Genomic DNA, 24,738 nt, shown 5'->3' with positions numbered 1-24,738 from the left:
TGACGCGCATGTCCGACGACGACCAGTCGCCGATTTCGGTCCAGATGGCGAAGCAGCTATTCGCTGACTGGGCGTCCGCGCCAGCATTGGTCCTTGCCGTGTCGGGCGGTCCTGATTCCGTCGCCCTGATGTGGCTCGCCGCGCGTTGGCGGCGTGCGCTCAAGCGCGGCCCCGACCTTATTGCCGTGACCATCGACCATGGTTTGCGACCTGAAGCGGCCCGCGAGGCCCGCGACGTGAAGCGGCTCGCGGCATCTCTCGATATTCCTCACCGCACTCTCCGCTGGACTGGCGCCAAGCCGAAAACCGGACTGCCTGCCGCGGCCCGCGAAGCGCGCTATCTGTTGCTCGCCAAGGCCGCGCGTAGTGCCGGCGCCTCCCATGTACTCACGGCGCACACCCGTGACGACCAGGCTGAGACCCTCCTCATGCGGATGGCGCGCGGCAGCGGCATTGCCGGCCTCGCGGGCATGGCGCGGCTGACCGAGCGTGACGGTATCCAGCTCGCGCGTCCCTTTTTGCACATCGCGAAGGCGCAGCTTGTTACTACGCTGACCAAAGCGAAAATCGACTTCGCGACCGATCCCAGTAATTCCGACCCAAGCTACACCCGCCCGCGGCTGCGGGCGCTGATGCCGGCGCTGGCGTCCGAGGGCTTCGATTCGCGTAACCTCGGCCGGCTCGCTACCCGGCTGCGGCGTGCCGATGCGGCGCTGGAACTGATGGTCGACGGGGCAGAGCGGTTTCTGGCGCTGCACAGTCCGGGCAAGATGCCTGAAGCCATCGATGCGGGAGCATTTGCGGGGCTGGCGGAGGAAATTCGCGTTCGGTTGTTGCTGCGGATGATCGATCAGGTCGGGCACGAAGGGCCGGCCGAGCTCGGCAAGGTCGAAACGCTTGTATTCGCCATCGTTCAGGCCACGCGATCGGGCGGGAAAGGTACTCTGCTGAAGCAGACGCTCGCCGGTGCCATGATCACGCTGACGCAGGACCGCCTGAGAATCGTTCCGGCGCCGCCCAGGCGTCGCCGCGCCGATTGAGTGCAAAGACCTACCTGTGGCCCCACAGTACCTTAACCACCGTGGGAAAACCCTGTCAGCACTGCCATTATTTGAACCGGAAATGCGCGTAGATGCGTTAAATAGTCCATCCCAGTTCCCTTGGCAGCGCCCTCGGTCGCACCTAGATTGTATCCGACCGACCCAGGGTGAACCCTTGTGGCGACCCACAAGGGAATAAGGCCGCGATTTCGCGCGGCGACGAAGGAAGATCGATGAACGCGAACCTGCGCAATTTTGCCCTCTGGGTCATTATCGTTTTGTTGCTGCTGGCGCTGTTCACGCTTTTCCAGAATCCTGGTCAGCGCACCGCCTCGCAGGACATTTCGTTCTCGCAGCTCCTCACCGAAGTTGATCAAAATCACGTCCGCGATGTCGTAATCCAGGGTCCCGAGATTCACGGCACCTTCACCAACGGCTCCAGCTTCCAGACCTATGCCCCGAGCGACCCGACCCTGATCAAGCGTCTGTATGACGCCAAGGTCTCGATCACCGCGAAGGCTCCGGGCGACAACGTGCCGTGGTTCGTGTCGCTGCTCGTCTCATGGCTGCCGTTCATCGCGCTGATCGGCGTGTGGATCTTCCTGTCGCGCCAGATGCAGGGCGGCGCCGGCAAGGCGATGGGCTTCGGCAAGTCGCGCGCCAAGATGCTGACGGAAGCGCATGGCCGCGTCACCTTCGAGGACGTCGCCGGTGTCGATGAGGCCAAACAGGATCTGCAGGAAATCGTCGAATTCCTGCGCGACCCCGGCAAGTATCAGCGCCTCGGCGGACGTATCCCGCGCGGCGTGCTGCTGGTTGGCCCTCCCGGCACCGGTAAGACGCTGATCGCGCGTGCGGTCGCGGGCGAAGCTAACGTGCCGTTCTTCACCATTTCGGGTTCGGACTTCGTCGAAATGTTTGTCGGCGTCGGCGCATCCCGTGTGCGTGACATGTTCGAGCAGGCCAAGAAGAACGCGCCCTGCATCATCTTCATCGACGAAATCGACGCCGTCGGTCGTCATCGTGGCGCCGGTCTCGGCGGCGGCAATGACGAGCGCGAACAGACCCTCAACCAGTTGCTGGTTGAGATGGACGGCTTCGAAGCCAACGAAGGCGTGATCCTGATCGCCGCCACCAACCGTCCTGACGTGCTGGATCCCGCGCTGCTGCGTCCCGGCCGTTTCGACCGTCAGGTCGTGGTACCAAATCCGGACGTCGTCGGCCGCGAGCAGATCCTCAAGGTCCATGTCCGCAAGGTGCCGCTGGCGCCGGATATCAACCTCAAGACCATCGCTCGCGGCACGCCCGGTTTCTCCGGCGCGGACCTGATGAACCTCGTCAACGAAGCCGCCCTGACCGCCGCGCGCCGTAACAAGCGTATGGTGACGCAGAGCGAGTTCGAAGAGGCCAAGGACAAGGTGATGATGGGCGCCGAGCGCAAGTCGCTGGTGATGTCCGAGGAAGAGAAGATGTTGACGGCCTATCACGAAGGCGGTCACGCCATCGTCGGCCTCAACGTCATCGCCACCGACCCGATCCACAAGGCGACTATCATTCCGCGCGGCCGTGCGCTCGGCATGGTCATGCAGCTGCCGGAACGCGACAAGATGTCGATGTCCCTGGAGCAGATGACCTCGCGCCTCGCCATCATGATGGGCGGCCGCGTTGCTGAAGAATTGATCTTCGGCCGCAACAAGGTCACCTCGGGTGCGTCCTCCGACATCGAGCAGGCCACGCGCTTGGCTCGCATGATGGTGACGCGCTGGGGCCTGTCGGAAGAACTCGGTACGGTGTCGTATGGCGAGAACAACGACGAAGTCTTCCTCGGCATGCAGATGAACCGCACCCAGGCGGTCTCGGAATCCACGGCGCAGAAGATCGACTCCGAAGTGAAGCGTCTGGTCGCCGAAGGCTATGACGAAGCGACCAAGATCCTCACCGAGAAGCGCGATGACCTCGAAACGCTGGCCAAGGGCTTGCTCGAATTCGAAACCCTCTCGGGCGACGAGATCACGGATTTGCTGAATGGCAAGAAGCCGAACCGCGAGTCGGTGCTGGAGCCGTCGGGCCCGCGCACCTCGGCTGTGCCGCCCGCTGGCAAGCCGCGCCCGCGTCCGGACGGTGGCCTGGAGCCGCAGCCGCAGGCGTAAAGTCGTTCACACGCAAATATGCAAAACGCGGCCGAAAGGCCGCGTTTTTTGTTATCTGTAGCTCAAATGGAGCGAGGCCCGATCTGGGGACCACGTCCCACTTAAACCTTCCTCAAACTTCCCTCGGCACTGTCGCCCGGCGCCCTCGATGCGCATTGGGGACCCTATGCCAGCGCCGCTCATCATGACTTCGATACCTGAGCGTGGGCCTGTTCCGCCGGCGCTGCTGATCGTCTGCACGATCCTGACGATGCTGCATCTCGCCTTCTTTCCGACCTTCTACGGTCGCGGCTGGATCTATGAAGACGGCCTCGGCTCGCCCACCGACTTCGTCAATGTGTGGTCTGCCGGGAGATTGGTGCTCGATGGTCATCCGGCCTGGGCCTATGACTGGGACATCCAGAAAAAGGTCCAGATAGCGGTTCTCGGTCAGAGCTATTCCGGCAATTTCGCCTGGCATTATCCGCCACCGTTCCTGTTCATCGCGGCACTGCTCGCAAAGCTGCCTTATGCCGTGGCCTTTGCTGGCTGGGCTGCCGTCAGCTTCGTGCCGTATCTGGCGGCGATGCGTGCGATCGTCGGTCGTCCCTTCGGCCTTTTACTGGCTGCGGCTTTTCCGGTGGTGATGACCAACGGCCTTGTCGGGCAGAATGGATTTCTGACAGCGGCGCTGATCGGCGGCATGCTGGTGCTGCTGCCGACGCGGCCGATCCTGTCGGGGATCTGTCTGGGCCTGCTCAGCTACAAGCCGCAATATGGTTTCCTGTTTCCGCTGATGCTGATCGCAGCGTCACAATGGAAGGCCTTCGTCAGCGCGGGCATCACAACCGTGCTGCTGGCCGCGGTGTCGTGGCTCGCTTTTGGCACCGAGAGCTGGCAGGCCTTCATTCACTGGATGCCGATGTTCTCGCAGGCCTTCCTCACCGAAGGCCGCGCGCCATGGGGCAAGATGCAGAGCGTCTTCGCACTGGTGCGCTATTTCGACGGCAGCGAGCCGCTGGCCTGGACGTTCCAGTGGATCATGATTGGTGCCGTCGTAGCGGTGCTGGTGCCGTTGTGGCGCAGCAGCGCGCGCTATGAACTGAAAGCCGCTGCGCTGGCAGTCGGCGCCTTGCTCACGACGCCCTACCTTTTCCTGTACGACGTGATGGTGCTTGCGATTGCCATCGGCTTCATCGCCCGTATCGGTCTCGCCGAAGGCTTTCGCCGTCACGAACTGCCGGTGCTTGGCCTCGCAGCTGTGCTGCTGATCGCCTATCCATTCTTCGGTGCACCCACGGGCTTTGGCGCAACGCTGCTGGTGGCAGCGTTGATCGCCATGCGCGTGCGGGAGTCTACTCGCTCCACGCCGAGTTCAGGATGATGCTGCAGAAATTCCCGCGCTTGTAAGTGGGGTCGCGGAGGTCGAGCACGTCGGCCTTGACGTTGCCGAAGGTGGTCTCCGGCTTGTGGATCGTCCCTGCAGCGAACGCATCGATGATCCCGTTCTTGAAGTCATGGCCGCGCGGATGGCAGGCACACACTTCGTGGCGCTGATGTGCGGTGAAGGCATCATACTCCAGACCCAATACATCCATCTCAACACCCGCAGTGACGAGCGCCACCACGGGCCGTTTGTGCTTGGGAATGCCCGGTGTCGTGTGAAGCGCGATGGCGTCCCAGACATCGTCGATGTCGCGCTCATCGATACTGTGGCTGCGCAGAAAGTCCGCGGCAGCATTCGCGCCATCGACCTCGAAGCGCTCCTCCTCACTCGCATAGGGCGCCTGCAGACCCATGTCGTGAAACATCGCGCCGACATAAAGTAACTCGGAATCGACCTTGAGACCCTTGCGCTGCCCGGCGAGCGCGCCGAACAGGAAAACCCGATTGGAATGATGATACAGAAGATCGCTTTCGGTGTCGCGCACAAGCTGATCGACCTGGCGGGCGAGGGCGCTGTCGGGCACTTTGATGCCGGCAATCGTTTTGCTCATGAGATGCTCCTTGCAGGGTTGTTGTGATGCGTCCGTTGTCGCCGGCGGGCGGTGTCCTCGCAATCACGCCGCGCCCTGCAAAGCTGCCATTCGCCCGTGATTTCCTGCCGGAAGGCGACTATCTGTTCCGTAACGCTTGGGTTCACTGCCATCGATGGAATGAAGCATCACCATGAAGACTGTTGCTCTTGCGATCTTTCCGAGCGTCCAGTCGCTGGACGTAGCCGGTCCGCTCGATGTGTTCATGGAGGCCAATGGCTTCGTCGCGCCGGGCGACGGCTACGACATCACACTTGTCGCTGCAGACTGCGCGCCGCTACGTGCATCGAACGGTTTGCGGATATCCGCCGATCTGGCGTTCAGTGATGCGAACAAACCCTGGGATCTGGTTCTGGTGGCCGGCGGGCCTGGGCTGCCGACGGCAGAGGCGGATCCGCAGCTTACAGAGTGGCTGGCCAATGCGGCGCTCCATGCGGAGCGTTATGGCTCGGTCTGCACCGGGGCATTCGCGCTCGGCCATGCAGGCTTGCTTGACGACAAGACGGTGACGACGCACTGGCAGAACGCGCCGCTATTGGCGCTGCGTTTTCCCAAAGCGCATGTGGAGTTCGATCGCATCTACAGTCGTGACGGTGCGCTGGTGACGTCAGCCGGCGTCACCGCAGGCATCGATCTGGGTCTCGCGCTGGTCCAGGAAGATCATGGCGCGGACGTTGCGTTGGCTGTGGCCAAGCGTCTGGTCGTGGTGGCGCAGCGCCAGGGTGGCCAGTCGCAATTCAGTCCGTATCTGGTACCGCCGGCCGAGCCGGACTCGCCGATCGCGCGAGTCCATGCCCATGTGATGGCGCATCTGCGTGACGCACACAGCGTGGATGAACTGGCCGATGTGGCGGGCATGAGCGCGCGCACCTTCGCGCGGACATTCAAGCAGGAAACAAAGATGACGCCGGCAGATTTTGTCGAGGGCGCCCGGATCGACACGGCGCGTAATCGTCTCGAAGGCAGCGATCTGCCGCTCAAGGTGGTGGCTTATGAATCCGGTTTCACCACCGCCGAACATATGCGTCAGGTCTTCGTGCGACGCCTGGGCCTGACGCCCAGCCACTATCGGGCCAGCTTTCGCGCGGTCTGATTCTGCTCAGGCGAGCTGCAGCGAAGAAATCGGATCACTCGCAGGAAAGCTGTCCATCAGCGCTTCGTTCAGCATCTCGTCGAGGCGGCGCCGGGCGATCTGATCCGTCGTCTCGAACGCCGTGACCGCGCCTGCGTGCCCCACGAAAGCGTTGAAGTTGATCCTTTCAGTGGTCGTCATCAGGTCGCGCATCGCATCCTCCATCGGTTGATCACGATGTTCTGCGCTTCGCGGTGCTCGGCGGCAACGAATCGCATCGTGCAGAAACCGCCAACGACCCCGCGGTTTCCGCCACGCAAGCGGTTGTCCACTGAACCAACAGCCCTACCGAATTTGTTGCGTTCGGCTCCAATGCCCGCTTGACACTACACCGCGGGTCACACCAAATGTAGATGTCACGGTCCGCCCTGTCGCAAGACTTGGTGGCTAAGAGGGAAGCCGGTAAAGACGTTGTTTTTCGTCATATTCCGGCGCTGCCCCCGCAACTGTAAGCAGTGAGTCTGTTTCGATTGAAGTCACTGATGCGCAAGCATCGGGAAGGCTGAAACAGACATTGACCTGCGAGCCAGGAGACCTGCCGCGACACCAGAACGTCCATGGGCGGGGTGTCCCAGCGGTCGCTTGCAGGCAATGCCGGCGGATCTCCGCCGTGTATTTTGCAGCGTCCTTTCGGCCCCAGCCCCCATTGCTTGATGCATCACACGGGGTCTTGCCGATGCCTACTTCATCTTCTGTTTTGTCCAACGGACGCGATGCGGCTCATGCGCCGCTGATTCAACTGTCGCCGGAAACGCTCGCTGCGCCTGCGCGCGAACCCTCGATGCAGATCATCCGGCGCAACGGCACCGTATCTCCCTTCGACGGCAGCAAGATTTCCGTCGCGATGACCAAGGCCTTTCTGGCCGTCGAGGGCCACACGGCAGCGGCCTCGCGCCGCGTCCATGAGGCGGTGGAACAGCTGACCGGCGAAGTCGTGGCGGCGCTGACTCGCCGCGTCGGTGAAGGCCGCACCTTCCATATCGAGGACGTCCAGGATCAGGTCGAACTGGCGCTGATGCGCAGCGAGCACCACAAGGTGGCCCGCGCCTATGTGCTGTACCGCGAGGAGCGCGCTCGCACCCGCGCGGAGGAACTGGCCGCCAGGCCGGCGCTCGTCTCCACCGCACCGGTGCTGCATGTCACGCTCACCAACGGCACCCGCGCCCCGCTCGATTCGGCGCGTCTCGCGCTGATCGTCAACGAGGCCTGCGCCGGCCTTGATGGCGTCGATGCCGCCCCGGTGCTGGAGGAAACCCGCCGCAATCTCTATGACGGCATCACGCTGGATGAGCTGGCACTGGCCGGCATCATGGCCGCGCGCACGCTGGTGGAGCAGGAGCCGAACTACACCTTTGTCAGCGCCCGCCTGCTGCTCGACAAACTGCGCACCGAAGTCCTGTCCTTTGTGCACGGCTCTCCGACCAACGCGTCGCAGGCCGACATGACCACGCGCTACGCCGAATATTTCGGCGCCTGTATCAAGACCGGCATTGCGGCCGAGCTGCTCGATCCCGAACTCGCGCGCTTCGATCTCAAGCGCATAGCCGCCGCGCTAAAGCCGGAAGGGGACCTTCAGTTCCAGTTCCTGGGATTGCAGACGCTCTATGACCGCTACTTCCTGCATGTGCAGGGCAATCGCATCGAACTGCCGCAGGCCTTCTTCATGCGCGTTGCCATGGGCCTCGCGCTGCGCGAGATCGACCGCGAAGCCCGCGCCATCGAATTTTACAATCTGTTGTCGTCGTTCGACTTCATGGCCTCGACGCCGACGTTGTTCAATTCGGGTACGCAGCGGCCGCAGCTGTCGTCCTGCTTCCTCACCACGGTGGCGGACGATCTCGACGGCATCTTCAAGTCGGTGAAGGACAATGCACTGCTGGCGAAATATTCCGGCGGTCTCGGCAATGACTGGACGCGCGTGCGCGGTCTCGGCGCGCATATCAAGGGCACCAATGGCGAGAGCCAGGGCGTGGTGCCGTTCCTGAAGGTCGCCAACGATACGGCCATTGCCGTCAACCAGGGCGGCAAGCGCAAGGGTGCGGTCTGCGCCTACTTGGAAACCTGGCACATCGACATCGAGGAGTTTCTCGATCTCCGCAAGAACACCGGCGATGACCGCCGTCGCACCCACGACATGAACACCGCTAACTGGGTGCCGGATCTGTTCATGCAGCGCGTCGAAGCCGACGGTGAATGGACGCTGTTCTCGCCGGACGAAACGCCTGAGCTGCACGATCTCTATGGCAAGCCGTTTGCCGAACGATACGCGGCCTATGAGGAAAAGGCCGCGCGCGGCGAGATCCGCGTGTTCAAGAAGGTGCGGGCCACTGATCTGTGGCGTCGCATGCTGACCATGGTGTTCGAGACCGGCCATCCCTGGATCACCTTCAAGGATCCCTGCAACCTGCGCTCGCCGCAGCAGCATGCCGGCGTGATTCACTCATCGAATCTTTGTACCGAGATCACGCTGAACACCTCGGACGACGAAGTGGCCGTCTGCAATCTCGGCTCGGTCAACCTGCTCAATCATATCGGCAAGGATGGTCTCGATCGCATCAGGCTCAAGCGCACCGTGACCACGGCGATGCGGATGCTCGACAATGTCATCGACATCAATTTCTACACCATCCCGGAAGCGCGCCGCTCCAACCTCAAGCATCGTCCGGTGGGTCTGGGTCTGATGGGCTTTCAGGATGCACTGCAGGCGCAGGGTATCGCGATGGCGTCGGATGCGGCCGTGGCGTTTGCCGACACCAGCATGGAAGCGATTGCCTTCCATTCCATCTCGGCATCGGTGGATCTCGCCGCCGAGCGCGGCCGCTATCCGTCCTTTGAGGGATCGCTGTGGAGCCGCGGCATCCTGCCGATCGACTCCATCGAGATACTCGCGGAGGCACGCGGCAGCGTGCAGATGGATCGCTCGACCAAGCTCGACTGGAACGGCCTGCGTGACCGCGTGAAGTCCACCGGCATGCGCAATTCCAACGTGATGGCGATTGCGCCGACAGCGACGATCTCCAATATCTGCGGCGTCGCGCAGTCGATCGAGCCGGCCTATCAGAACCTCTATGTCAAATCGAACATGTCAGGCGATTTCACGGTGGTGAACGCCTTCCTTGTGCGCGATCTGAAAAAGAGGGGCCTGTGGGACGAGGTGATGGTCTCCGACCTCAAATATTTCGACGGCAGTGTCGGATCGATCGATCGCGTGCCTGACGATCTCAAGGCGCTCTACGCGACCTCGTTCGAGATCGACAGCGCGTGGCTGATCGAGGCTGCCTCGCGCCGTCAGAAGTGGATCGATCAGGCGCAGTCGCTCAATCTCTACATCGCCAATCCATCCGGCAAGAAGCTCGATCAGCTTTACCGTCTGGCCTGGACGCTGGGATTGAAGACCACCTACTACCTGCGCTCGCGCAGCGCCACGCATGTGGAGAAGTCGACGCTGAAGGGTACCGACGGGAAGCTCAACGCGGTGTCGGCAACAGGCGCAGCAGCGAAGACAGCAGGTGCGCCGATCCTCGTTCAGTCTTCCGTCACGGCGCCGGAGCTGAATGTCGCGATGGCATGCTCGATCGACAACCCCGAATGCGAGGCGTGCCAGTAAGGGTGCGCCAAACACACTGACCTCATCCTGAGGAGCGGCTTCTTGGCCGCGTCTCGAAGGATGGCCCCACGCTCATGGTTCGAGACGCCCGCTGAAGAAGCGGGCTCCTCACCATGAGGGCCGAACAAATACGCAAGGAACACCCATGCTCGACTGGTCCGATACCTCATCCGCTCCCAAAACCCCCGCCTTCATCCCGATCCCGCAATCTCCCACCGACGCCACGGGTCTCGGCACCATCGACCGCTCCGGCGGCCGCGTCTCGGTGGACGAGAAGCGGATGATCAACTGCCGCGCGGACGTCAATCAGCTGCTGCCGCTGAAATACAAATGGGCGTGGGAAAAGTATCTCGCCGGCTGCAACAATCACTGGATGCCGACCGAAGTCTCCATGCAGGCTGACATCGCGCTGTGGAAGTCGCGCGATGGCCTCACCGAAGACGAACGCCGCGCGATCAAGCGAAATCTCGGCTTCTTCGCCGCGTCGGAGTCGCTCGTCGCCAACAATATCGTGCTGGCAATCTATCGCCACCTCACCAACCCGGAATGTCGGCAATATTTGTTGCGGCAGTCGTTCGAGGAGGCGGTGCATACGCACACCTTCCAGTACATCGTCGAGAGTCTCGGCCTCGATGAGGGCGAGCTGTTCAACATGTATCGTGAGGTGCCGTCGATCACCGAGAAGGCCGCCTGGGCGCTCAAGCACACCCAGCATCTCGACGATCCCGACTTCAAGACCGGCACGCCGGAGACCGATCAGGCCTTCATGCGCGATCTCGTGGCGTTCTATGTGATCTTCGAAGGCATGTGGTTTTATACGGGCTTTGCGCAGATCCTGTCGCTCGGCCGCCGCAACAAGATGGTCGGGATCGCCGAACAGTATCAATACATCCTGCGCGATGAATCGATCCACCTGAATTTCGGCATCGACGTCATCAACCAGATCAAGATCGAGAATCCGCACCTCTGGACCAAGGCGTTCCAGGAGGAAATCCGCGACATGATCCGCACCGCGGCCGAGCTCGAGGCGGCCTATGGGCGAGACACCATGCCGCGCGGCTTCCTCGGACTGAATGCGGCGCTGTGCGAGACCTATATGCATTTCATCGCCAACCGTCGCTGCGCCCAGATAGGCCTGGCGCCGGTGTTCGTTGAGACGGAAAACCCGTTCCCGTGGATGTCGGAAGCCATGGACCTCAAGAAGGAGAAGAACTTCTTTGAGACCCGGGTGATCGAATACCAGAATGGCGGCGCGCTGAACTGGGAGTAGTCTTTGGTCTCATATCCGCCGCTGCATGGCGCATATGAATCCGCATCGCTTGACCTGATCGCGTGATGCCCGCAGGCATGATCTCGCCTTTCGGCATCACGCGGATCAGTCGATGCACGCCACCCACATCCCTAAAGCACCAGCCTATTGGTCGAAGGCCGCCATCGTGCCCGGCATCATTGCCATCGGACCGATGCTACCCGGCACGCTGGCCTTCGGCATGGCGTTCGGTGCGCTGTGTGCGCAGAAGAACCTCACGCTTGCCGAAGTCGAAGTGATGATGGCGACGGTCTATGGCGGCTTGTCACAGTTTGTTGCGGTGCAGTCGTGGCCGGATGTTTTGACGCGGGGCGCGATCGCGACGCTGGCGCTGCTCACACTCACCGTAAACATCCGCTTCTTCCTGATGAGCGCGACACTGCGCCCGTGGTTCGGCACGTTGCCCGCATGGCAGGCCTATCCGTCGATGCTGCTCGTGACCGACGGCGGCTGGCTCGCCGCGATGCGCTATCGCGATCATGGCGGGGCCGATGCGTCGTTCTATCTCGGCGGTGGCATCGTGCTGTATTTCACCTGGCTGCTCTCGGCCATCCCGGGCTTCCTGCTGGCCGAACAACTCACTGACCCGAGAAAGTATGGTGTCGATCTGGTGATGCCGGCCTTCTATGCCGCGATGCTGGTGCCTGCCTGGAAGGGCTCCCGCCGTGCCATCCCTTGGGTCGTGTCGGGCGTCGTTGCCCTCGCGGTGCATTGGTTGGTGCCGGGCTGGTGGTTCATCATCGCCGGCGCGCTATCGGGAGCGATCAGTGCCGGGCTCATGGACGAACCCGAACCGCAGCATCCGACGGGTGTGTCCGCATGACGGAATTTTTGCGCAGCGACGTGATGATCGCCTTCGCGGTCATGACCGCGGTCACGGTGGCCTCGCGCCTCGGAGACTACTGGCTGATGGGCTACGTCAACGTCACGCCGCGGGTGCGCCGGATGCTCGACGCATTGCCGGGCTCGATCATCGTTGCCGCCGCGCTGCCCGTGGCCGTCAATGGCGGGCCGGTCGTGGTTTTCGCGATCCTCGCCGCGATGGCGGTGACCATCATCCACCGCAACGACTTCATTGCCGTCGTCACCGGCATGGCGGTAGCCGCGGCCGCGCGGGCGCTCGGTTTTGGCGGCTAGATCTACCCGAAAAGTTGAATCCCGCTATGCGCAAAACACCTTGTCAACGAGTCTGAACTAGTGTTCAGTTCTTATCGCGGGCACCCTCAAGCTCGCTCAAAACCTTGAAGTTACGCGCCTTATTTGTGACAGCCGTCAGGTTGGCCAAGGGGTGCGGGGGATGAGACGCTCATGGTTTACCGACGGACCCATCAAGTCGTGAAGCGGCTTGCGGCGCGGCGCAGCGCCATTCTGGCGGCGGCACGCGAAACCTGTGCCGAAGGTGGCATGGCAGCGGTTCAGATTGCGCCGGTTGCGGTTCGCGCCAATGTCGCGGCGGGCACGGTTTATCGGTATTTCCCGTCCAAGGCCGACCTGATTTCCGAACTCATCGCCGACGTCTCGCGCGACGAACTCGCCGCGATTCGCCGGGCTGCGGATGCTGCGCCGGGTCCGTCATCGGCGCTCGCCGCTGCGGTGACCACGGTCGCCGTGCATGTCGTTTCTCACCGCAAATTGTCGTGGGGCATCCTGGCCGAACCGGTCGAAGTCGATGTGACGGAGTCGCGACTGGCCAGCCGCCGCGAGATCGCCGGCGAGATCGAATCCCGCATCGCGGCAGCCATTCGCGCCGGTCATTTGCCGGCGCAGGACACGGCGCTCGCAGCCGCCGCACTGCTCGGCGCGTTGCATGAAGCGCTGGTCGGGCCGATGGCGCCTGACAATCTCGAAGATCAGGCCAAGCTGCGCGACGCGGTGCAGACCGTCACGCTGCTGGCGCTGCGCGCCGTCGGCGTGATGGATGCTCGCGCCCGCGGGCTTGTGGTGCAGGCCGTGCTGCCGACCAAGATGGCGGCCGGCGCCTAGCGCGTTTTCAAGCGCAGTGGGCACCGGTTCGCATCAAGAAAACGCGCCAAACCAAAAGGCTTCAGCGCTTACGGCTTGATTTTGCCGTCCTTGTCGAACTGCGCGAGGAAGGCCCAGAGGTCGTTGACCTCGGATTCCTTCTTGATGCCGGCAAAGGCCATCTTGGTGCCCGGGATCTTGGCCTTCGGGTCCTTGATGTATTCCTTGAATGTCGCTTCATCCCAGGTGATGCCGGAATTCTTGTTGGCGTCCGAATAGGAATAGCCCTCGGCGGTTCCGGATTTGCGGCCGTTCAACCCGTTGAGTTCCGGACCGACCTTGTTCTTGGCGTTGTCGCCGACAGCGTGGCAGGCGAGGCACTTGTTAAAGGAGGATTTCCCGGCGGCGACGTCCTGTGCAAGTGCGAAGGAGGAGGCGGTCGAGGCGGCAAGAACGATCAGGGCGCCGAAAGTGACAGACTTCATGGATGGCTCTTTTTGTTGGTTGGCTTTCCAGCTTAGTTTGTTGCACACGCTCCGAGTAGTCCACAAGTGCGATGGTGGCTGCCGCGCGTTCCGGCACCATGCGACGCGTCATGCTTTGGTAAGCTACCCAAAGCCACACGGACGTGGTTGATTCATGGCAAAGCAGCCGAGTGATCGCTGCGATCTTCGGGAGTGCGCGTTCAATGACCATCATGATGCCTGCGGCGGATCAGGCTGTCCTCGCAAAACGCGAGGCCATTGTCGCTGCATTGCGAAAGCTGGTGCCGGGCGAGGGGGTGATTTCCAGTGCTGCGGAAATGCTGCCCTATGAGTCGGATGGGCTGATGGCCTATCGCCAGCCGCCGATGGTCGTCGTGTTGCCCGATACGACTGAGCAAGTCTCAAAAGTTCTGAAATATTGTCACGAGAACGGCATCAAGGTGGTGCCGCGCGGTTCGGGCACGTCATTATCCGGTGGCGCGCTGCCGCTGGCCGACGCGGTGCTGCTTGGTCTCGGCAAGTTCAAGCGCGTGCGCGAGATCGATTTCGACAACCGCGCCGTCGTCGTCGAGCCCGGCGTCACCAATCTCGCCATCAGCCAGGCGGTGGCGCATGCGGGCTTTTACTACGCGCCGGATCCGTCGTCCCAGATCGCCTGTTCGATCGGTGGCAATGTCGCGGAGAATTCCGGCGGCGTGCACAGCCTCAAATACGGCATGACCACCAATAATCTGCTCGGCTGCGAGATTGTATTGATGTCCGGCGAAGTCATTCGCGTTGGCGGCAAGACCGCGGAGACATCGGGCTACGACCTGATGGGGATTATCACCGGCTCCGAAGGTTTGCTGGGTGTCATCACCGAAATCACCGTGCGCATCCTGCAGAAGCCGGAAACGGCGCGTGCGCTGATGATCGGTTTTGCCGAGGTCGAGCAGGCCGGCCAATGCGTTGCCGATGTCATCAGCGCCGGCATCATCCCCGGCGGCATGGAGATGATGGACAAGCCTGCCATTCACGCAGCGGAAGCATTTGTGCATGCAGGCTATCCGCTCGATGTCGAAGCACTGCTGATCATCGAACTCGATGGGCCCGGCGTCGAGGTCGACGAACTCATCAAGCGCGTCGAGAAGATAGCGCTCGGCTGCGGCTCGACCACCTGCCAGATCTCGACCTCCGAACAGGAACGCCTGCTGTTCTGGTCCGGCCGCAAAGCGGCATTCCCTGCCGTTGGGCGCATCTCGCCGGATTATCTCTGCATGGACGGCACCATTCCGCGTGCGGCCTTGCCACTCGTCCTGCGTCGCATGAAGGAGATGTCTGCCAAATACGGCCTCGGCGTCGCCAATGTGTTTCATGCCGGCGATGGCAATCTGCATCCGTTGATCCTGTACGATGCGAACAAGCCCGGCGAGTTGCAGCTCGCGGAAGACTTCGGCGCAGATATTCTGAGGCTGTGCGTCGAGGTCGGCGGCGTGCTGACCGGCGAGCACGGCGTCGGCATCGAGAAACGCGACCTGATGCCGGAGATGTTCAGCGAGGTCGATCTCAATCAGCAACAGCGCATCAAATGTGCCTTCGACGCACAGGGTCTGCTCAATCCCGGCAAGGTGTTCCCGACATTGCACCGCTGCGCCGAACTTGGCCGCGTACATGTGCATGGCGGCAAGCTGGCGTTTCCCGATCTGCCGCGGTTTTAATGATGAGAACTGTGAAGTTAGTAGTGCCATCTGCTTTTGCAGCACGCGCGGACAAAGTGCTCCCTCCCCCCTCCGCGCGAAGCAAAGCTTCGCTAGGGGGGAGGGTTAGGGAGGGGGGTAGCCACACGCTCCGGAGATTGGGGTTACCCCCCTCCCTAACCCTCCCCCGCAAGGGGGGAGGGAATCTACAGCGTGTAGGGCATCTATCGTGGACATTTTGAAAGTACGCGACGCTCAGGACGTCGAGCAGGCGGTGCGCGAGGCAATTGCAAGCGAGCAGCCGCTGGAGATCATCGGTCATGGCAGCAAGCGCATGATCGGCCAGCCCGTTGCGACCAATGCGGTGCTCGATCTGTCGGCGCTGAATGCGGTGACGTCCTATGAGCCGAACGAATTGATCCTCACCGTGCAGGCCGGCGCGCCGATGGCCGACGTGCTGTCGCTGATCGATTCCAAGAATCAGCAGTTTTCGTTCGAGCCGATGAACACGTCACAGCTCCTGGGCACGCCGGATATCGGCACCATCGGCGGCATGATTTCGGCCGGGCTCGCCGGGCCACGCCGCATTCAGGCCGGCGGTGCGCGCGATCATCTGCTTGGCGTGCATGCAGTGTCAGGCTTCGGCGACAGCTACAAGGCTGGCGGCCGGGTGGTGAAGAATGTCACCGGCTACGATGTCTGCAAGCTGCTCGCCGGCGCGTGGGGCACGCTGTCCGTGATGACGGAGGTGACGCTCAAGGTGATGCCGCGCGCGGAGAGCGAGCGCACCCTGGTGCTGCGCGGGCTCGATGATATCGCAGCCAACAAGGCGATGACCGCAGCGCTGGGGTCGCCCTTCGATGTCTCAGGTGCCGTGCATCTGCCGGGCTCGGCGTTACGCACCACGCAGGGGGCGCTTGGCGAAATCGCGTCGCCCGACCAGTCGGTCACGCTGATCCGCCTTGAAGGCATCACCGCGTCCGCGTCGCAGCGCGCGGTGTCACTGAGCACGACGCTGAAGTCATTCGGCGTGGCCGAGATACTTGAAGACGCTCAGTCCGCTGCACTGTGGGCGGGTGTCCGAGATGTGACGCCATTCGCGGCCAGCGGTCCGCGTGCGATGTGGCCGGTGTGGCGCATCGTGACGCCGCCGGCATCGGGCGGTGCGCTGGGCCAGGCCATCGCCAAGGGCTCGCAGGGCGAGGTTATCTATGACTGGGGCGGCGGGTTGATCTGGGCGGCACTACCGCCATCGGCCGATGCGCAGGCAGCGCAACTCCGCAAGCTGGTCAACGCAGCCGGTGGCCATGCGACGCTGATCCGCGCGCCGGAAGATGTGCGCCGTGCCGTTGATGTGTTTCATCCGCAGCCCAAAGGCATCGCGGCGCTCGGCGAGCGTGTGCGTCACAGTTTCGATCCGAAGACCATTCTCAATCGCGGCCGGATGTCGCGTGGCCTTGGTACTTGAAGGACTTGCGACATGAAAACCGAATTCACCCCGACCCAGCTGGCCGATCCGGATATTGCCGAGGCCGACAAGATCCTGCGCAAATGCGTGCATTGCGGATTCTGCACGGCGACCTGTCCGACCTATGTGCTGCTCGGCGACGAACTCGATAGTCCGCGCGGCCGCATCTACCTGATCAAGGAGATGCTGGAGAAAGATCAGAAGCCGACGCAGGAGGTGGTCAAGCATGTCGATCGTTGCCTCTCTTGCCTCGCCTGCATGACGACCTGCCCGTCCGGCGTGAACTACATGCATCTGGTCGATCAGGCGCGGGTCAAGATCGAGAAGGACTACACCCGGCCGCTCTCCGAGCGGTTGCTGCGGGACGTGCTGGCCTGGGTGTTGCCGCGTCCCGGTCTGTTTCGCCTGAGCATGTCCATGGCCCGGCTGGCGCGGCCGCTGGCGGCACTGCTGCCCTCGACCAGCAAGCAATCCAACCCGAACCTGCTTAGCCGCGTGAAGGCGATGCTGACGATGGCGCCGAGGCAGTTACCCGCCGCTGGCCCGTCCGGTGGCAGCGTTTTTCCCGCGATCGGCGCTCGCCGTGGCCGGGTCGCACTCCTGCAGGGCTGCGCCCAGCAGGTGCTGGCGCCGCGGATCAACCAGGCCGCCATCAGTCTTTTGACCCGACATGGCGTCGAGGTCGTGCTGGTCCGGGACGAACAGTGCTGCGGTGCGCTGACCCATCATCTCGGCCGCGACGGGGATGCGCTGGCGCGGGCCAGGGCCAATATCGGCGTCTGGCTCGGGGAGGCGGATCGGGGCGGTCTCGACGCCATCCTGGTCACGGCGTCCGGCTGTGGAACCGTCATCAAGGACTATGGCTACATGCTGCGCGAGGACCCGGAGTTCGCCGCGCCGGCCGCCAAGGTCTCTGCGCTGGCGAAGGATATCAGCGAGTATGTCAGCGCCATGGATCTGCCGAAGCCTGACAAACAAAGCGACCTTGTCGTCGCCTATCACTCGGCGTGTTCGCTGCAGCATGGGCAGAAAATCACACAGGCTCCCAAAGAATTGCTTTCCAAGAATGGATTCGTGGTGAAAGATATCCCAGAGAGCCATTTGTGTTGCGGTTCGGCGGGGACGTACAACATTCTCCAGCCTGATATTGCGAGCCGGTTGCGCGATCGAAAGGTCGCCAACATCGCGATGGTCAAGCCGGATATCATCGCTGCCGGCAACATCGGCTGCATGGTTCAGATCGCCGGAGGGACGTCAGTCCCGGTCGTACATACGATTGAGCTACTCGATTGGGCGACAGGCGGTCCCAGGCCAGGATTGAACTGATCTAATTGTGACAACGGCCCCGCGTTAAACTGGCCCCGCGCTGGCGCGGAAGACTTGAAACGCCGGTCCCTTTTGGATCGGCGCCAACAGGAGGACCACGATGGCTAAAGGCAAGAAGTCGAAGAAGGACAAGAAAAAGCAGAAGAAGCTTTTGACGGCGGCGAAACCCGCGAAGAAGTCCTCCAAGAAGTCAGTCAAGAAATCCGCGAAGAAGGCTGTGAAGAAAGCGGCCAAGAAGGCTGCGAAGAAATCAGCCAAGAAGACGGTGAAGAAGGCGGCCAAGAAAGCCACCAAGAAGACTGTCAAGAAAGCCGCGAAGAAGTCTGCCAAGAAGGCGCCGAAGAAAGCTCCCGCCAAGAAGGCAGTGAAGAAGGCTGCGCCGAAAAAGGCCGCCAAGAAGGCAACACCGAAGAAAGCTGCCAAGAAGTCCGTGAAGGTTCCTTCTACGCTGTTGTCGAGCACGGCGCCCGCGCCCGCCGTGACAGAAGCTCCAGCGCCGGTTGCGCTGCCGCCGAAGCCGCCGCGCAAGCCGCGTGCTCCCAAGCCCAAGCCGGTCGCACCGGCAATCGCTGAGACACCGAGCTGGGCGACGCCGGAGCCTGATCCGTCACCGGTCGAAGGGCATTCTTCAGGCGAGACGACGGCAATCGAATCTCCTGGCGATACGTCGCCCGATCACGACGAAATCAGATAGTCGAACCGGATCAAGTCCGCGTTCCTGACTCGCCAATAAACTCCGGAAAACCGCAGCGCTCGCCGCTGCGGTTTTTGCTTGGTCAGGCTCTGTCGCGCCTGCGTATTTCAACCGATGCCGGGTGTCCTGAATTTGCAGGCGATTCGAGTGATCGTCGGCCCGGAGGCTCTGACGGGCAGCTGTTAACCGCTCCACGGACGGCAATCCACAATTCCCACTTAGTGGTAATTCCCCGTGGTGGTATTTTCGGGCTGGAATCCCTCCAAAAACGTTGTGCTTTTGCAACACCGCGCCACAACCTCTCACGGAAACGTCAGAACGCCTATTTAGGCGGCACTTGCTCGTTTTTTTTCCTTCACCACTGCGGCTTTGCGCCTCAAAGTTGCGTTCAGTCGATGAATTTCGCGGTCTCGCCGTCTTTCAGACACGGAACTGCCTCTGGTTTCAAAAGTGATGGGGAATGTCATGAAGAAAATTGTTGTCGCCTCTGCTGCGGTGCTCGCCATGGGGATGAGCTCGGCTTCCGCAGCCGATCTGGGCGCGAAGATGTACAAGAAGGCGCCGCCGATCGTGGCGGCCTACGATCCTTGGGACATCGCTTTCGGCGCTGCCGTCATGAGCAACTACGTGTTCCGCGGTATCACCCAGTCGAACGGCAACAAGGGTTCGGTCGCAGCTTATTTCGAGCCGCGCTACAACATCACCAAGGACGTCCAGATCTACGCTGGTGTCTCCGGTGAGAGCATCGCCTTCCCGAACCGCGCGTCGATGGAACTCGATGGCTACTTCGGTATCCGCCCGACTTGGGGCGCAGCAGCGTTCGACTTCGGCTTCTTCTATTACGGCTATCCGGGCGGCCAGTGCTTCAACACCCCCGCCTTCTGCGGTGGCGATCTCTCCGCTGTCGCGCTGCCCAACGGCAGCGTCGCCAAGAAGAACGCAAGCTTCTACGAAGGCTATGCCAAGCTCAACTACACCTTCAACGACTACTTCTCGCTGGGCGGCAACGCGTTCTACTCGCCGAACTTCTTGAACACCGGCGCCGAAGGTACCTATGCTTCGATCACCGGTAAGGTGATCGCGCCGTCGACCTGGTTCGGTTCGACCGGCATCGGCTCCTACGTTTCGGGCGAGTTCGGTCGCCAGTGGCTCGGCACTTCGGATTCCTTCTACGGTACCGTCGCCTTCCCGAACGGCATCAAGTACGCCGACTACAACACCTGGAACATCGGCATCGGCTTCACCTACAAGGTCTTCACGCTTGACCTGCGCTACTCGGACACCAACCTGTCCAAGGGTGATTGCAACGCCTTCACTTCGGACTTCACGGCTCCTGCCGCCGGCACCAACTTCACCGCGATCAACCCGTCGGGCGCTGGCTCGAGCTGGTGCGGTGCCACCGGCATCGTCAAGCTGTCGGCTGACCTGACCGCGATGACCAACCTGAAGTAATCGACTTCGACTGAGATCGAAGGGGCGGCAGAGCAATCTGCCGCCCCTTTTCTTTTGGGATAGGGCTTCATGAATCGGGACTGGTTGCGGCGCGCAGCGAAGACGATCCGTCGCAACAATCATCGCAATGCGCTGGCCGGCGCCGTTGCCGGGCTGGGGGCGGGGATTGCCATCGGTGTGATGGAGTTCTTCTCGGCGGTTGCGCATTATCCGCTGGTCATCATCCCCTTTGCGACCTCGATCGTCCTCGTGATCGGCTCACCCGAAGCCGAGCCGGCGCAGCCGCGCGCGTTGGTCGGCGGACACATCGTCGCGACGCTGGTAGGGCTCGCGGTGCTCAAGCTGACCGGCCCCCATGCCTGGGCCGCCGCCATGGCAGTCGGCCTCGCTGTGCTGGCGATGTATGTCACCGGCACATTCCACCCGCCCGCCGGGATCAACCCGCTGCTGGTGGTGTCTCACGCACTACCGTGGACGTTCCTGCTCGCGCCGGTGCTGGTCGGCGCGCTGATGCTCGCGAGCTTCACGTTTGTCTGGCATCGCTATGCGGCAGGCCGCGACTGGCCGCGGCACTGGCTTTAGCGGGGCGTGTCACGCCTCAGGCGGTTTCCGTCCTGGCCTTTGCATCTCCCAGCGCGAAGTGATCGCCGGACCGCGTTAGCGACACCTTGCGCTGATGCAAGTCATCGAGCGTGTTGCGGTGGCCGATCGACACGATGGTCGTGCCAGGCAGCTTGTCTTCGAGCAGCCGATAAAGTGCTTCTTCCGAGGGCTCGTCGAGCGACGCAGTAGCCTCGTCAAGGAAGAGGTATTGCGGCTTTTGCAGCAGTGCGCGGGCGACGCCGAGACGCTGTTGTTCACCGAGCGACAGCATGCGATTCCAGTGACCATCTTCGTCAAGCCGGGTCGCCAGCGCAGGCAGACCCACGGACCTGACGGCATCGGCGACCTCCTGTGGGCTGAACGCGTCGGTCCCGGCAGGATAAGCCACCGCATCCAGCAATGTACCGACCGGGAAGTACGGCCGCTGCGGCAGCATCATGATCGCCAAATCCGCGGGGATGGAGATCTTGCCCTTGCCGAATGGCCAGATGCCGGCGATGGCGCGAAACAGCGTGGATTTTCCGGAGCCCGATGGGCCCGTAAACAGCGTGCGTTCCCCGCGGCGGAAGCTGAAGCCCGGCGTCTGCACCATGGGAGCGCCATTGGGGAGGGTGAGCGTCAGATCGCTCAGTGCGATGTCACTGGTGCCGGTCTCAGTGGCGTGAACGATATCGGCCTTGGTCGTCAGCGCCTGTACGTTGGCAATGGCTGTCTCGAAGCCATCAAGGCGCATCACGCCGGACTGCCATTCCGCCAGTGTGCGATAGGCCGTGACGAAGAATGAAAGCGCACCCTGCACGGTGCCGAACGCATCCGCGGTCTGCATCACGGCGCCGAGCTGAACCTTCTCCGCAAAATAGGCTGGTGCGACCAGAACATAGGGCAGGATGATCGCGATCTGCTGATAGCTGACCGTGAAGGATGTCAGCTTCTTGGTGCGGCGCATGATGTCGATCCAGTTGCCGACGACCAGCTGGAAGCGGGTCGAGAGTCGCTGGCGCTCGACCGGTTCGCCGCGCAGCAGAGCGATTTGCTCGGCATTTTCGCGCGCACGCACCAGATTGAAGCGGAAGTCCGCTTCATAGCGCTGCTGCTGGAAATTCAGCGCCATCAACGGCGCGCCGATATAGTGCGTCAGCGCGGTGCCGATCACGGCGTAAACAAGCGCGCCCCAGACGAGATAGCCGGGAATCGGGATATCCCGACCGAACACATGCAGCGGCGCCGCGTCGGACAGGCCCCACAGGATGATCACGAAGGAGAACAGCGTGACGACCGAACTCAGCAGGCCGATGCCGATGTCGAGCGTCTTCTCCACGAACAGCTTCACGTCTTCGGCGATGCGCTGATCCGGGTTGTCGGCAGCGTCGCCCTGCAGCTGCATGCGATAGTGGTTGGCGTCGGCGAGCCAGTTGCCGAGATAGCGCTCGGTCATCCAGCGCCGCCAGCGGATCTGGAGCCACTGGTTGAGGTAGAGCTGATAGACCTTGAGTGCGATGTTGATCGCCGCAAGCACGCTGAAGTAAGCGAGCTGATAGGTGAAGACGTCGAGGTTTCTGTCCTGCAGTGCGTTGTAGAAGGTGTTGTTCCAGCGATTGAACAAGACGCTAAGACCGACCACCGCCAGCTCGATGGCGATCACCGCCGTGAGGAGGCCGAGTCCCGCCCATTTGTCCTCGGAACGAAAATAAGGAACTGCGATCCGCCAAACGGTCGCGAGCGTGGAGCGGATGTTATTCACAGGTCGTCTCCGGGAGGAGGGCCCTAAGCCCTTAAGATCAGAAATGAATTCCAGCGTTTAGACTAAAGTAGCTGGTTTGATGGCCTGCGGCACCTTGTCGCGAAACTGTGATTCACCCTAGCATGACCAAAAGTGAGGCATGGGGGCCTCGCCTTCGCGTAGCCTATGGGCGCTATCGGCTTTGACCGATCGTGGATGCCCTCGCAAGTGAACAATCAGCAATTTGCCGATCGATAACGATCGAGCCGCTGCAATAATATAAAGGGGGAAAACGGCCATGTGGAATCAGGTCTACAATCCATTCAATAGCTCGACGATCTCGACGCTTGTGGCCGCGATACCGGTGGTCGTCCTGCTGGTGCTGATCGCCACCAACAAGGTCAAGGCGCATATCGCAGCGATCATTGCGCTGGTGCTCGCCAATCTTGTGGCGATCTACGCATTCACGATGCCCGCCAATATGTCGCTTCGCGCATCGGCGCTCGGCGTCGTCACCGGCTTCTTCCCGATTGGCTGGATCGTCCTCAACGTCATCTTCATGTATCGCCTCACGGTGGATAGCGGCCGCTTCGAGGTGCTGCAGCGTGCCATCGGTGGCGTCACCAATGATCGGCGTCTGCAGATCCTGCTGATCGCGTTTTCGTTCGGCGCATTCTTCGAGGGCGCGTCGGGCTTCGGTACGCCAGTGGCCGTCACCGGCGCCGTGCTGATCGGCCTCGGCTTCTCGCCGCTGGCAGCATCCGGCCTGTCGCTGATCGCCAATACTGCGCCCGTCGCTTATGGCGCACTCGGCACGCCGATCCAGGGCCTCGCCACCGTCACCGGCTTCGACCCCTTCATCCTGGGTGCGATGGTCGGTCGCCAACTTCCGATCTTCTCCATGATCGTCCCGTTCTGGGTGGTCTGGGCCTTTGCCGGCTGGAAGGGTATGAAGGAAGTCTGGCCTGCTATTCTCGTTACCGCGCTCTCCTTCGCGATCCCGCAATTCGTGATCTCGAACTTCATCAATCCGTGGATCGTCGACATCGGCGCCTCGCTGATCTCGATGGGCGCGCTGATCCTGTTCCTGAAGGTCTGGCAGCCCAAGACGATCTGGACCTCGGCCGCGCTGCGCCAGCACGACGATTCCGCGTCCACCGTGCCGCCGGTGAGACCGATGAGCACGGAGAAGCTGACCTCGGCTCAGGTCTGGAGCGCGCTGACGCCATGGATCATCCTCTGCGTCATCCTGCTGGTCTGGGGCACCAACTGGTTCAAGGGGATCGTCAATCCGATCTTCTCCTGGAATTTTCCAGTGCCTGAGCTGCACAACATGATCAACAAGGTGCCGCCGGTGGCCGCCAAGCCGACGCCGGAAGGCGCGGTGTTCGCGTTCACTTACGTTTCCTATACCGGCAGCGGCATGTTGCTGGCTGCGATCATCTCCGGCTTCATCATGGGCTTCTCGCCTGCGAAGATGATTGTGGAATATGGCCGCACCATCAAGATCTGCGCCTACTCGCTGATCACCATCTCGGCGATGTTGGCCATCGGCACGCTCACGCGTCTGTCGGGTGTCGACGCGACGCTCGGTCTGGCCTTCGCTGCCACCGGCGTGCTGTACCCGTTCTTCGGCACACTGCTTGGCTGGCTCGGCGTGGCGCTCACCGGTTCGGATACCGCATCGAACGTGCTGTTTGGCAACCTACAGAGGATCACGTCCGAACAGCTCGGTCTGTCGCCGATCCTGATGAGCGCGGCGAACTCGTCCGGTGGCGTGATGGGCAAAATGATCGACGCGCAATCGATCGTTGTGGCGTCCACCGCAACCAACTGGTTCGGGCATGAGGGCACGATCCTGCGCTTCGTGTTCTGGCACTCGATCGTGCTGGCCTGCATGGTCGGCCTGTTCGTGATGCTGCAGGCCTATGTCTATCCGTTCACGCTGATGGTCCTGGCGCCGTAGGGCGCACGCAAGGAATCAATGACGAATCCCCGCGGCTGCAAGGCCGCGGGGATTTTTCGTTGTCGCGCCATATTGTTTCCCGACGGTTCTGGTCAACCGTCGCGGCCGCGCGTAGAACCGCGGCCATTGTCGC

20 protein-coding genes and 1 riboswitch are annotated in these 24,738 nt (G+C 62.0%); of the genes, 16 read left to right on the top strand and 4 right to left on the bottom strand.

What is annotated here, in order from left to right:
* The first annotated feature begins 8 nt into the window (after nt 1-8).
* The 3 genes from tilS to LPB73_RS20415 all read left to right on the top strand — a co-directional run bounded on the left by tilS (nt 9) and on the right by LPB73_RS20415 (nt 4,553).
* Nucleotides 9-1,040: a tRNA lysidine(34) synthetase TilS gene (gene tilS / locus LPB73_RS20425; RefSeq protein ID WP_231077977.1), complete on the top strand. Its 1,032-nt coding sequence runs from the start codon at nt 9-11 to the stop codon at nt 1,038-1,040.
* Nucleotides 1,041-1,273: 233 nt separating this feature from the next.
* Nucleotides 1,274-3,190, top strand: coding sequence for an ATP-dependent zinc metalloprotease FtsH (gene ftsH / locus LPB73_RS20420; RefSeq protein ID WP_089261969.1), 1,917 nt, complete (start codon nt 1,274-1,276; stop codon nt 3,188-3,190).
* 184 nt (nt 3,191-3,374) lie between these two features.
* A complete protein-coding gene (locus LPB73_RS20415; RefSeq protein ID WP_231077976.1) occupies nt 3,375-4,553 on the top strand; it encodes a glycosyltransferase family 87 protein in 1,179 nt (392 codons plus the stop codon).
* Here LPB73_RS20415 and LPB73_RS20410 read toward each other — a convergent pair.
* On the bottom strand, nt 4,525-5,166 hold the full coding sequence (locus LPB73_RS20410) for an HD domain-containing protein (protein ID WP_231077975.1): 642 nt from the start codon (nt 5,164-5,166) through the stop codon (nt 4,525-4,527). The genes LPB73_RS20415 and LPB73_RS20410 overlap by 29 nt on opposite strands.
* Nucleotides 5,167-5,338: 172 nt before the next feature.
* On the opposite strand from LPB73_RS20410, the gene LPB73_RS20405 reads away from it, so the two are divergent.
* Complete coding sequence (locus LPB73_RS20405; protein ID WP_349768791.1) at nt 5,339-6,298, top strand: GlxA family transcriptional regulator; 960 nt, start codon at nt 5,339-5,341, stop codon at nt 6,296-6,298.
* Nucleotides 6,299-6,304: 6 nt separating this feature from the next.
* Here LPB73_RS20405 and LPB73_RS20400 read toward each other — a convergent pair whose 3' ends face one another.
* Complete coding sequence (locus LPB73_RS20400; RefSeq protein WP_231077974.1) at nt 6,305-6,490, bottom strand: hypothetical protein; 186 nt, start codon at nt 6,488-6,490, stop codon at nt 6,305-6,307.
* A 189-nt stretch (nt 6,491-6,679) separates the two neighbouring features.
* Nucleotides 6,680-6,894, top strand: a riboswitch (cobalamin riboswitch).
* A 119-nt stretch (nt 6,895-7,013) separates the two neighbouring features.
* Here LPB73_RS20400 and LPB73_RS20395 point away from each other — a divergent pair.
* The 5 genes from LPB73_RS20395 (at nt 7,014) to LPB73_RS20375 (ending at nt 13,236) form a co-directional block, all read left to right on the top strand.
* On the top strand, nt 7,014-9,944 hold the full coding sequence (locus LPB73_RS20395) for a ribonucleoside-diphosphate reductase subunit alpha (RefSeq protein WP_231077973.1): 2,931 nt from the start codon (nt 7,014-7,016) through the stop codon (nt 9,942-9,944).
* A gap of 145 nt (nt 9,945-10,089) precedes the next feature.
* A complete protein-coding gene (locus LPB73_RS20390) occupies nt 10,090-11,214 on the top strand; it encodes a ribonucleotide-diphosphate reductase subunit beta (RefSeq protein ID WP_120288541.1) in 1,125 nt (374 codons plus the stop codon).
* 112 nt (nt 11,215-11,326) lie between these two features.
* Complete coding sequence (locus LPB73_RS20385; RefSeq protein WP_231077972.1) at nt 11,327-12,076, top strand: AzlC family ABC transporter permease; 750 nt, start codon at nt 11,327-11,329, stop codon at nt 12,074-12,076.
* Nucleotides 12,073-12,390 (top strand): AzlD family protein, encoded by a 318-nt coding sequence (locus tag LPB73_RS20380; protein ID WP_231077971.1) that lies wholly within the window; start codon nt 12,073-12,075, stop codon nt 12,388-12,390. Before LPB73_RS20385 ends, LPB73_RS20380 begins: the two co-directional genes overlap by 4 nt.
* A gap of 171 nt (nt 12,391-12,561) precedes the next feature.
* Nucleotides 12,562-13,236 carry a TetR/AcrR family transcriptional regulator gene (locus LPB73_RS20375; RefSeq protein ID WP_092139147.1) on the top strand — a complete coding sequence of 225 codons (675 nt, stop codon included), beginning with the start codon at nt 12,562-12,564 and terminating at the stop codon, nt 13,234-13,236.
* A gap of 68 nt (nt 13,237-13,304) precedes the next feature.
* Here LPB73_RS20375 and cycA read toward each other — a convergent pair whose 3' ends face one another.
* On the bottom strand, nt 13,305-13,700 hold the full coding sequence (gene cycA / locus LPB73_RS20370) for a cytochrome c-550 CycA (protein WP_089261949.1): 396 nt from the start codon (nt 13,698-13,700) through the stop codon (nt 13,305-13,307).
* Between the two features lie 203 nt (nt 13,701-13,903).
* On the opposite strand from cycA, the gene LPB73_RS20365 reads away from it, so the two are divergent.
* The 6 genes from LPB73_RS20365 to LPB73_RS20340 all read left to right on the top strand — a co-directional run bounded on the left by LPB73_RS20365 (nt 13,904) and on the right by LPB73_RS20340 (nt 20,898).
* Nucleotides 13,904-15,397 carry an FAD-linked oxidase C-terminal domain-containing protein gene (locus LPB73_RS20365; RefSeq protein ID WP_231077970.1) on the top strand — a complete coding sequence of 498 codons (1,494 nt, stop codon included), beginning with the start codon at nt 13,904-13,906 and terminating at the stop codon, nt 15,395-15,397.
* A gap of 208 nt (nt 15,398-15,605) precedes the next feature.
* Nucleotides 15,606-16,844, top strand: coding sequence for an FAD-binding protein (locus LPB73_RS20360; protein WP_231077969.1), 1,239 nt, complete (start codon nt 15,606-15,608; stop codon nt 16,842-16,844).
* A gap of 12 nt (nt 16,845-16,856) precedes the next feature.
* On the top strand, nt 16,857-18,170 hold the full coding sequence (glcF, locus tag LPB73_RS20355; protein ID WP_120288544.1) for a glycolate oxidase subunit GlcF: 1,314 nt from the start codon (nt 16,857-16,859) through the stop codon (nt 18,168-18,170).
* Nucleotides 18,171-18,270: 100 nt separating this feature from the next.
* A complete protein-coding gene (locus tag LPB73_RS20350) occupies nt 18,271-18,864 on the top strand; it encodes a hypothetical protein (protein ID WP_231077968.1) in 594 nt (197 codons plus the stop codon).
* Nucleotides 18,865-19,329: 465 nt separating this feature from the next.
* Nucleotides 19,330-20,316, top strand: coding sequence for a TorF family putative porin (locus tag LPB73_RS20345; protein ID WP_089261939.1), 987 nt, complete (start codon nt 19,330-19,332; stop codon nt 20,314-20,316).
* A 69-nt stretch (nt 20,317-20,385) separates the two neighbouring features.
* On the top strand, nt 20,386-20,898 hold the full coding sequence (locus LPB73_RS20340; protein ID WP_231077967.1) for an HPP family protein: 513 nt from the start codon (nt 20,386-20,388) through the stop codon (nt 20,896-20,898).
* 16 nt (nt 20,899-20,914) lie between these two features.
* Here LPB73_RS20340 and LPB73_RS20335 read toward each other — a convergent pair whose 3' ends face one another.
* Nucleotides 20,915-22,660, bottom strand: a complete 1,746-nt coding sequence (locus LPB73_RS20335; protein WP_231077966.1) for an ABC transporter ATP-binding protein/permease — start codon at nt 22,658-22,660, stop codon at nt 20,915-20,917.
* A 277-nt stretch (nt 22,661-22,937) separates the two neighbouring features.
* Here LPB73_RS20335 and LPB73_RS20330 point away from each other — a divergent pair, with 277 nt between their 5' ends.
* Nucleotides 22,938-24,605 (top strand): L-lactate permease, encoded by a 1,668-nt coding sequence (locus LPB73_RS20330; RefSeq protein WP_231077965.1) that lies wholly within the window; start codon nt 22,938-22,940, stop codon nt 24,603-24,605.
* Nucleotides 24,606-24,738 lie beyond the last annotated feature (133 nt).

The sequence above is a fragment of the Tardiphaga sp. 37S4 genome (genome assembly GCF_021044645.1).
Lineage (GTDB): Bacteria > Pseudomonadota > Alphaproteobacteria > Rhizobiales > Xanthobacteraceae > Tardiphaga > Tardiphaga robiniae.
This window is presented reverse-complemented; position numbering and strand designations above follow the sequence as displayed.

What these genes read in the sequence shown, in the direction of transcription:
- tilS (WP_231077977.1), top strand. Translation starts at nt 9, where the DNA reads ATGTCCGACGACGACCAGTCGCCGATTTCGGTCCAGATGGCGAAGCAG.
- LPB73_RS20405 (WP_349768791.1), top strand. Translation starts at nt 5,339, where the DNA reads ATGAAGACTGTTGCTCTTGCGATCTTTCCGAGCGTCCAGTCGCTGGAC.
- LPB73_RS20410 (WP_231077975.1), bottom strand. Translation starts at nt 5,166, where the DNA reads ATGAGCAAAACGATTGCCGGCATCAAAGTGCCCGACAGCGCCCTCGCC.
- glcF (WP_120288544.1), top strand. Translation starts at nt 16,857, where the DNA reads ATGAAAACCGAATTCACCCCGACCCAGCTGGCCGATCCGGATATTGCC.
- LPB73_RS20345 (WP_089261939.1), top strand. Translation starts at nt 19,330, where the DNA reads ATGAAGAAAATTGTTGTCGCCTCTGCTGCGGTGCTCGCCATGGGGATG.
- LPB73_RS20330 (WP_231077965.1), top strand. Translation starts at nt 22,938, where the DNA reads ATGTGGAATCAGGTCTACAATCCATTCAATAGCTCGACGATCTCGACG.
- LPB73_RS20375 (WP_092139147.1), top strand. Translation starts at nt 12,562, where the DNA reads ATGGTTTACCGACGGACCCATCAAGTCGTGAAGCGGCTTGCGGCGCGG.
- LPB73_RS20395 (WP_231077973.1), top strand. Translation starts at nt 7,014, where the DNA reads ATGCCTACTTCATCTTCTGTTTTGTCCAACGGACGCGATGCGGCTCAT.
- LPB73_RS20365 (WP_231077970.1), top strand. Translation starts at nt 13,904, where the DNA reads ATGACCATCATGATGCCTGCGGCGGATCAGGCTGTCCTCGCAAAACGC.
- LPB73_RS20340 (WP_231077967.1), top strand. Translation starts at nt 20,386, where the DNA reads ATGAATCGGGACTGGTTGCGGCGCGCAGCGAAGACGATCCGTCGCAAC.
- cycA (WP_089261949.1), bottom strand. Translation starts at nt 13,700, where the DNA reads ATGAAGTCTGTCACTTTCGGCGCCCTGATCGTTCTTGCCGCCTCGACC.
- LPB73_RS20385 (WP_231077972.1), top strand. Translation starts at nt 11,327, where the DNA reads ATGCACGCCACCCACATCCCTAAAGCACCAGCCTATTGGTCGAAGGCC.
- LPB73_RS20400 (WP_231077974.1), bottom strand. Translation starts at nt 6,490, where the DNA reads ATGCGCGACCTGATGACGACCACTGAAAGGATCAACTTCAACGCTTTC.
- LPB73_RS20350 (WP_231077968.1), top strand. Translation starts at nt 18,271, where the DNA reads ATGGCTAAAGGCAAGAAGTCGAAGAAGGACAAGAAAAAGCAGAAGAAG.
- LPB73_RS20380 (WP_231077971.1), top strand. Translation starts at nt 12,073, where the DNA reads ATGACGGAATTTTTGCGCAGCGACGTGATGATCGCCTTCGCGGTCATG.
- LPB73_RS20415 (WP_231077976.1), top strand. Translation starts at nt 3,375, where the DNA reads ATGACTTCGATACCTGAGCGTGGGCCTGTTCCGCCGGCGCTGCTGATC.
- LPB73_RS20390 (WP_120288541.1), top strand. Translation starts at nt 10,090, where the DNA reads ATGCTCGACTGGTCCGATACCTCATCCGCTCCCAAAACCCCCGCCTTC.
- ftsH (WP_089261969.1), top strand. Translation starts at nt 1,274, where the DNA reads ATGAACGCGAACCTGCGCAATTTTGCCCTCTGGGTCATTATCGTTTTG.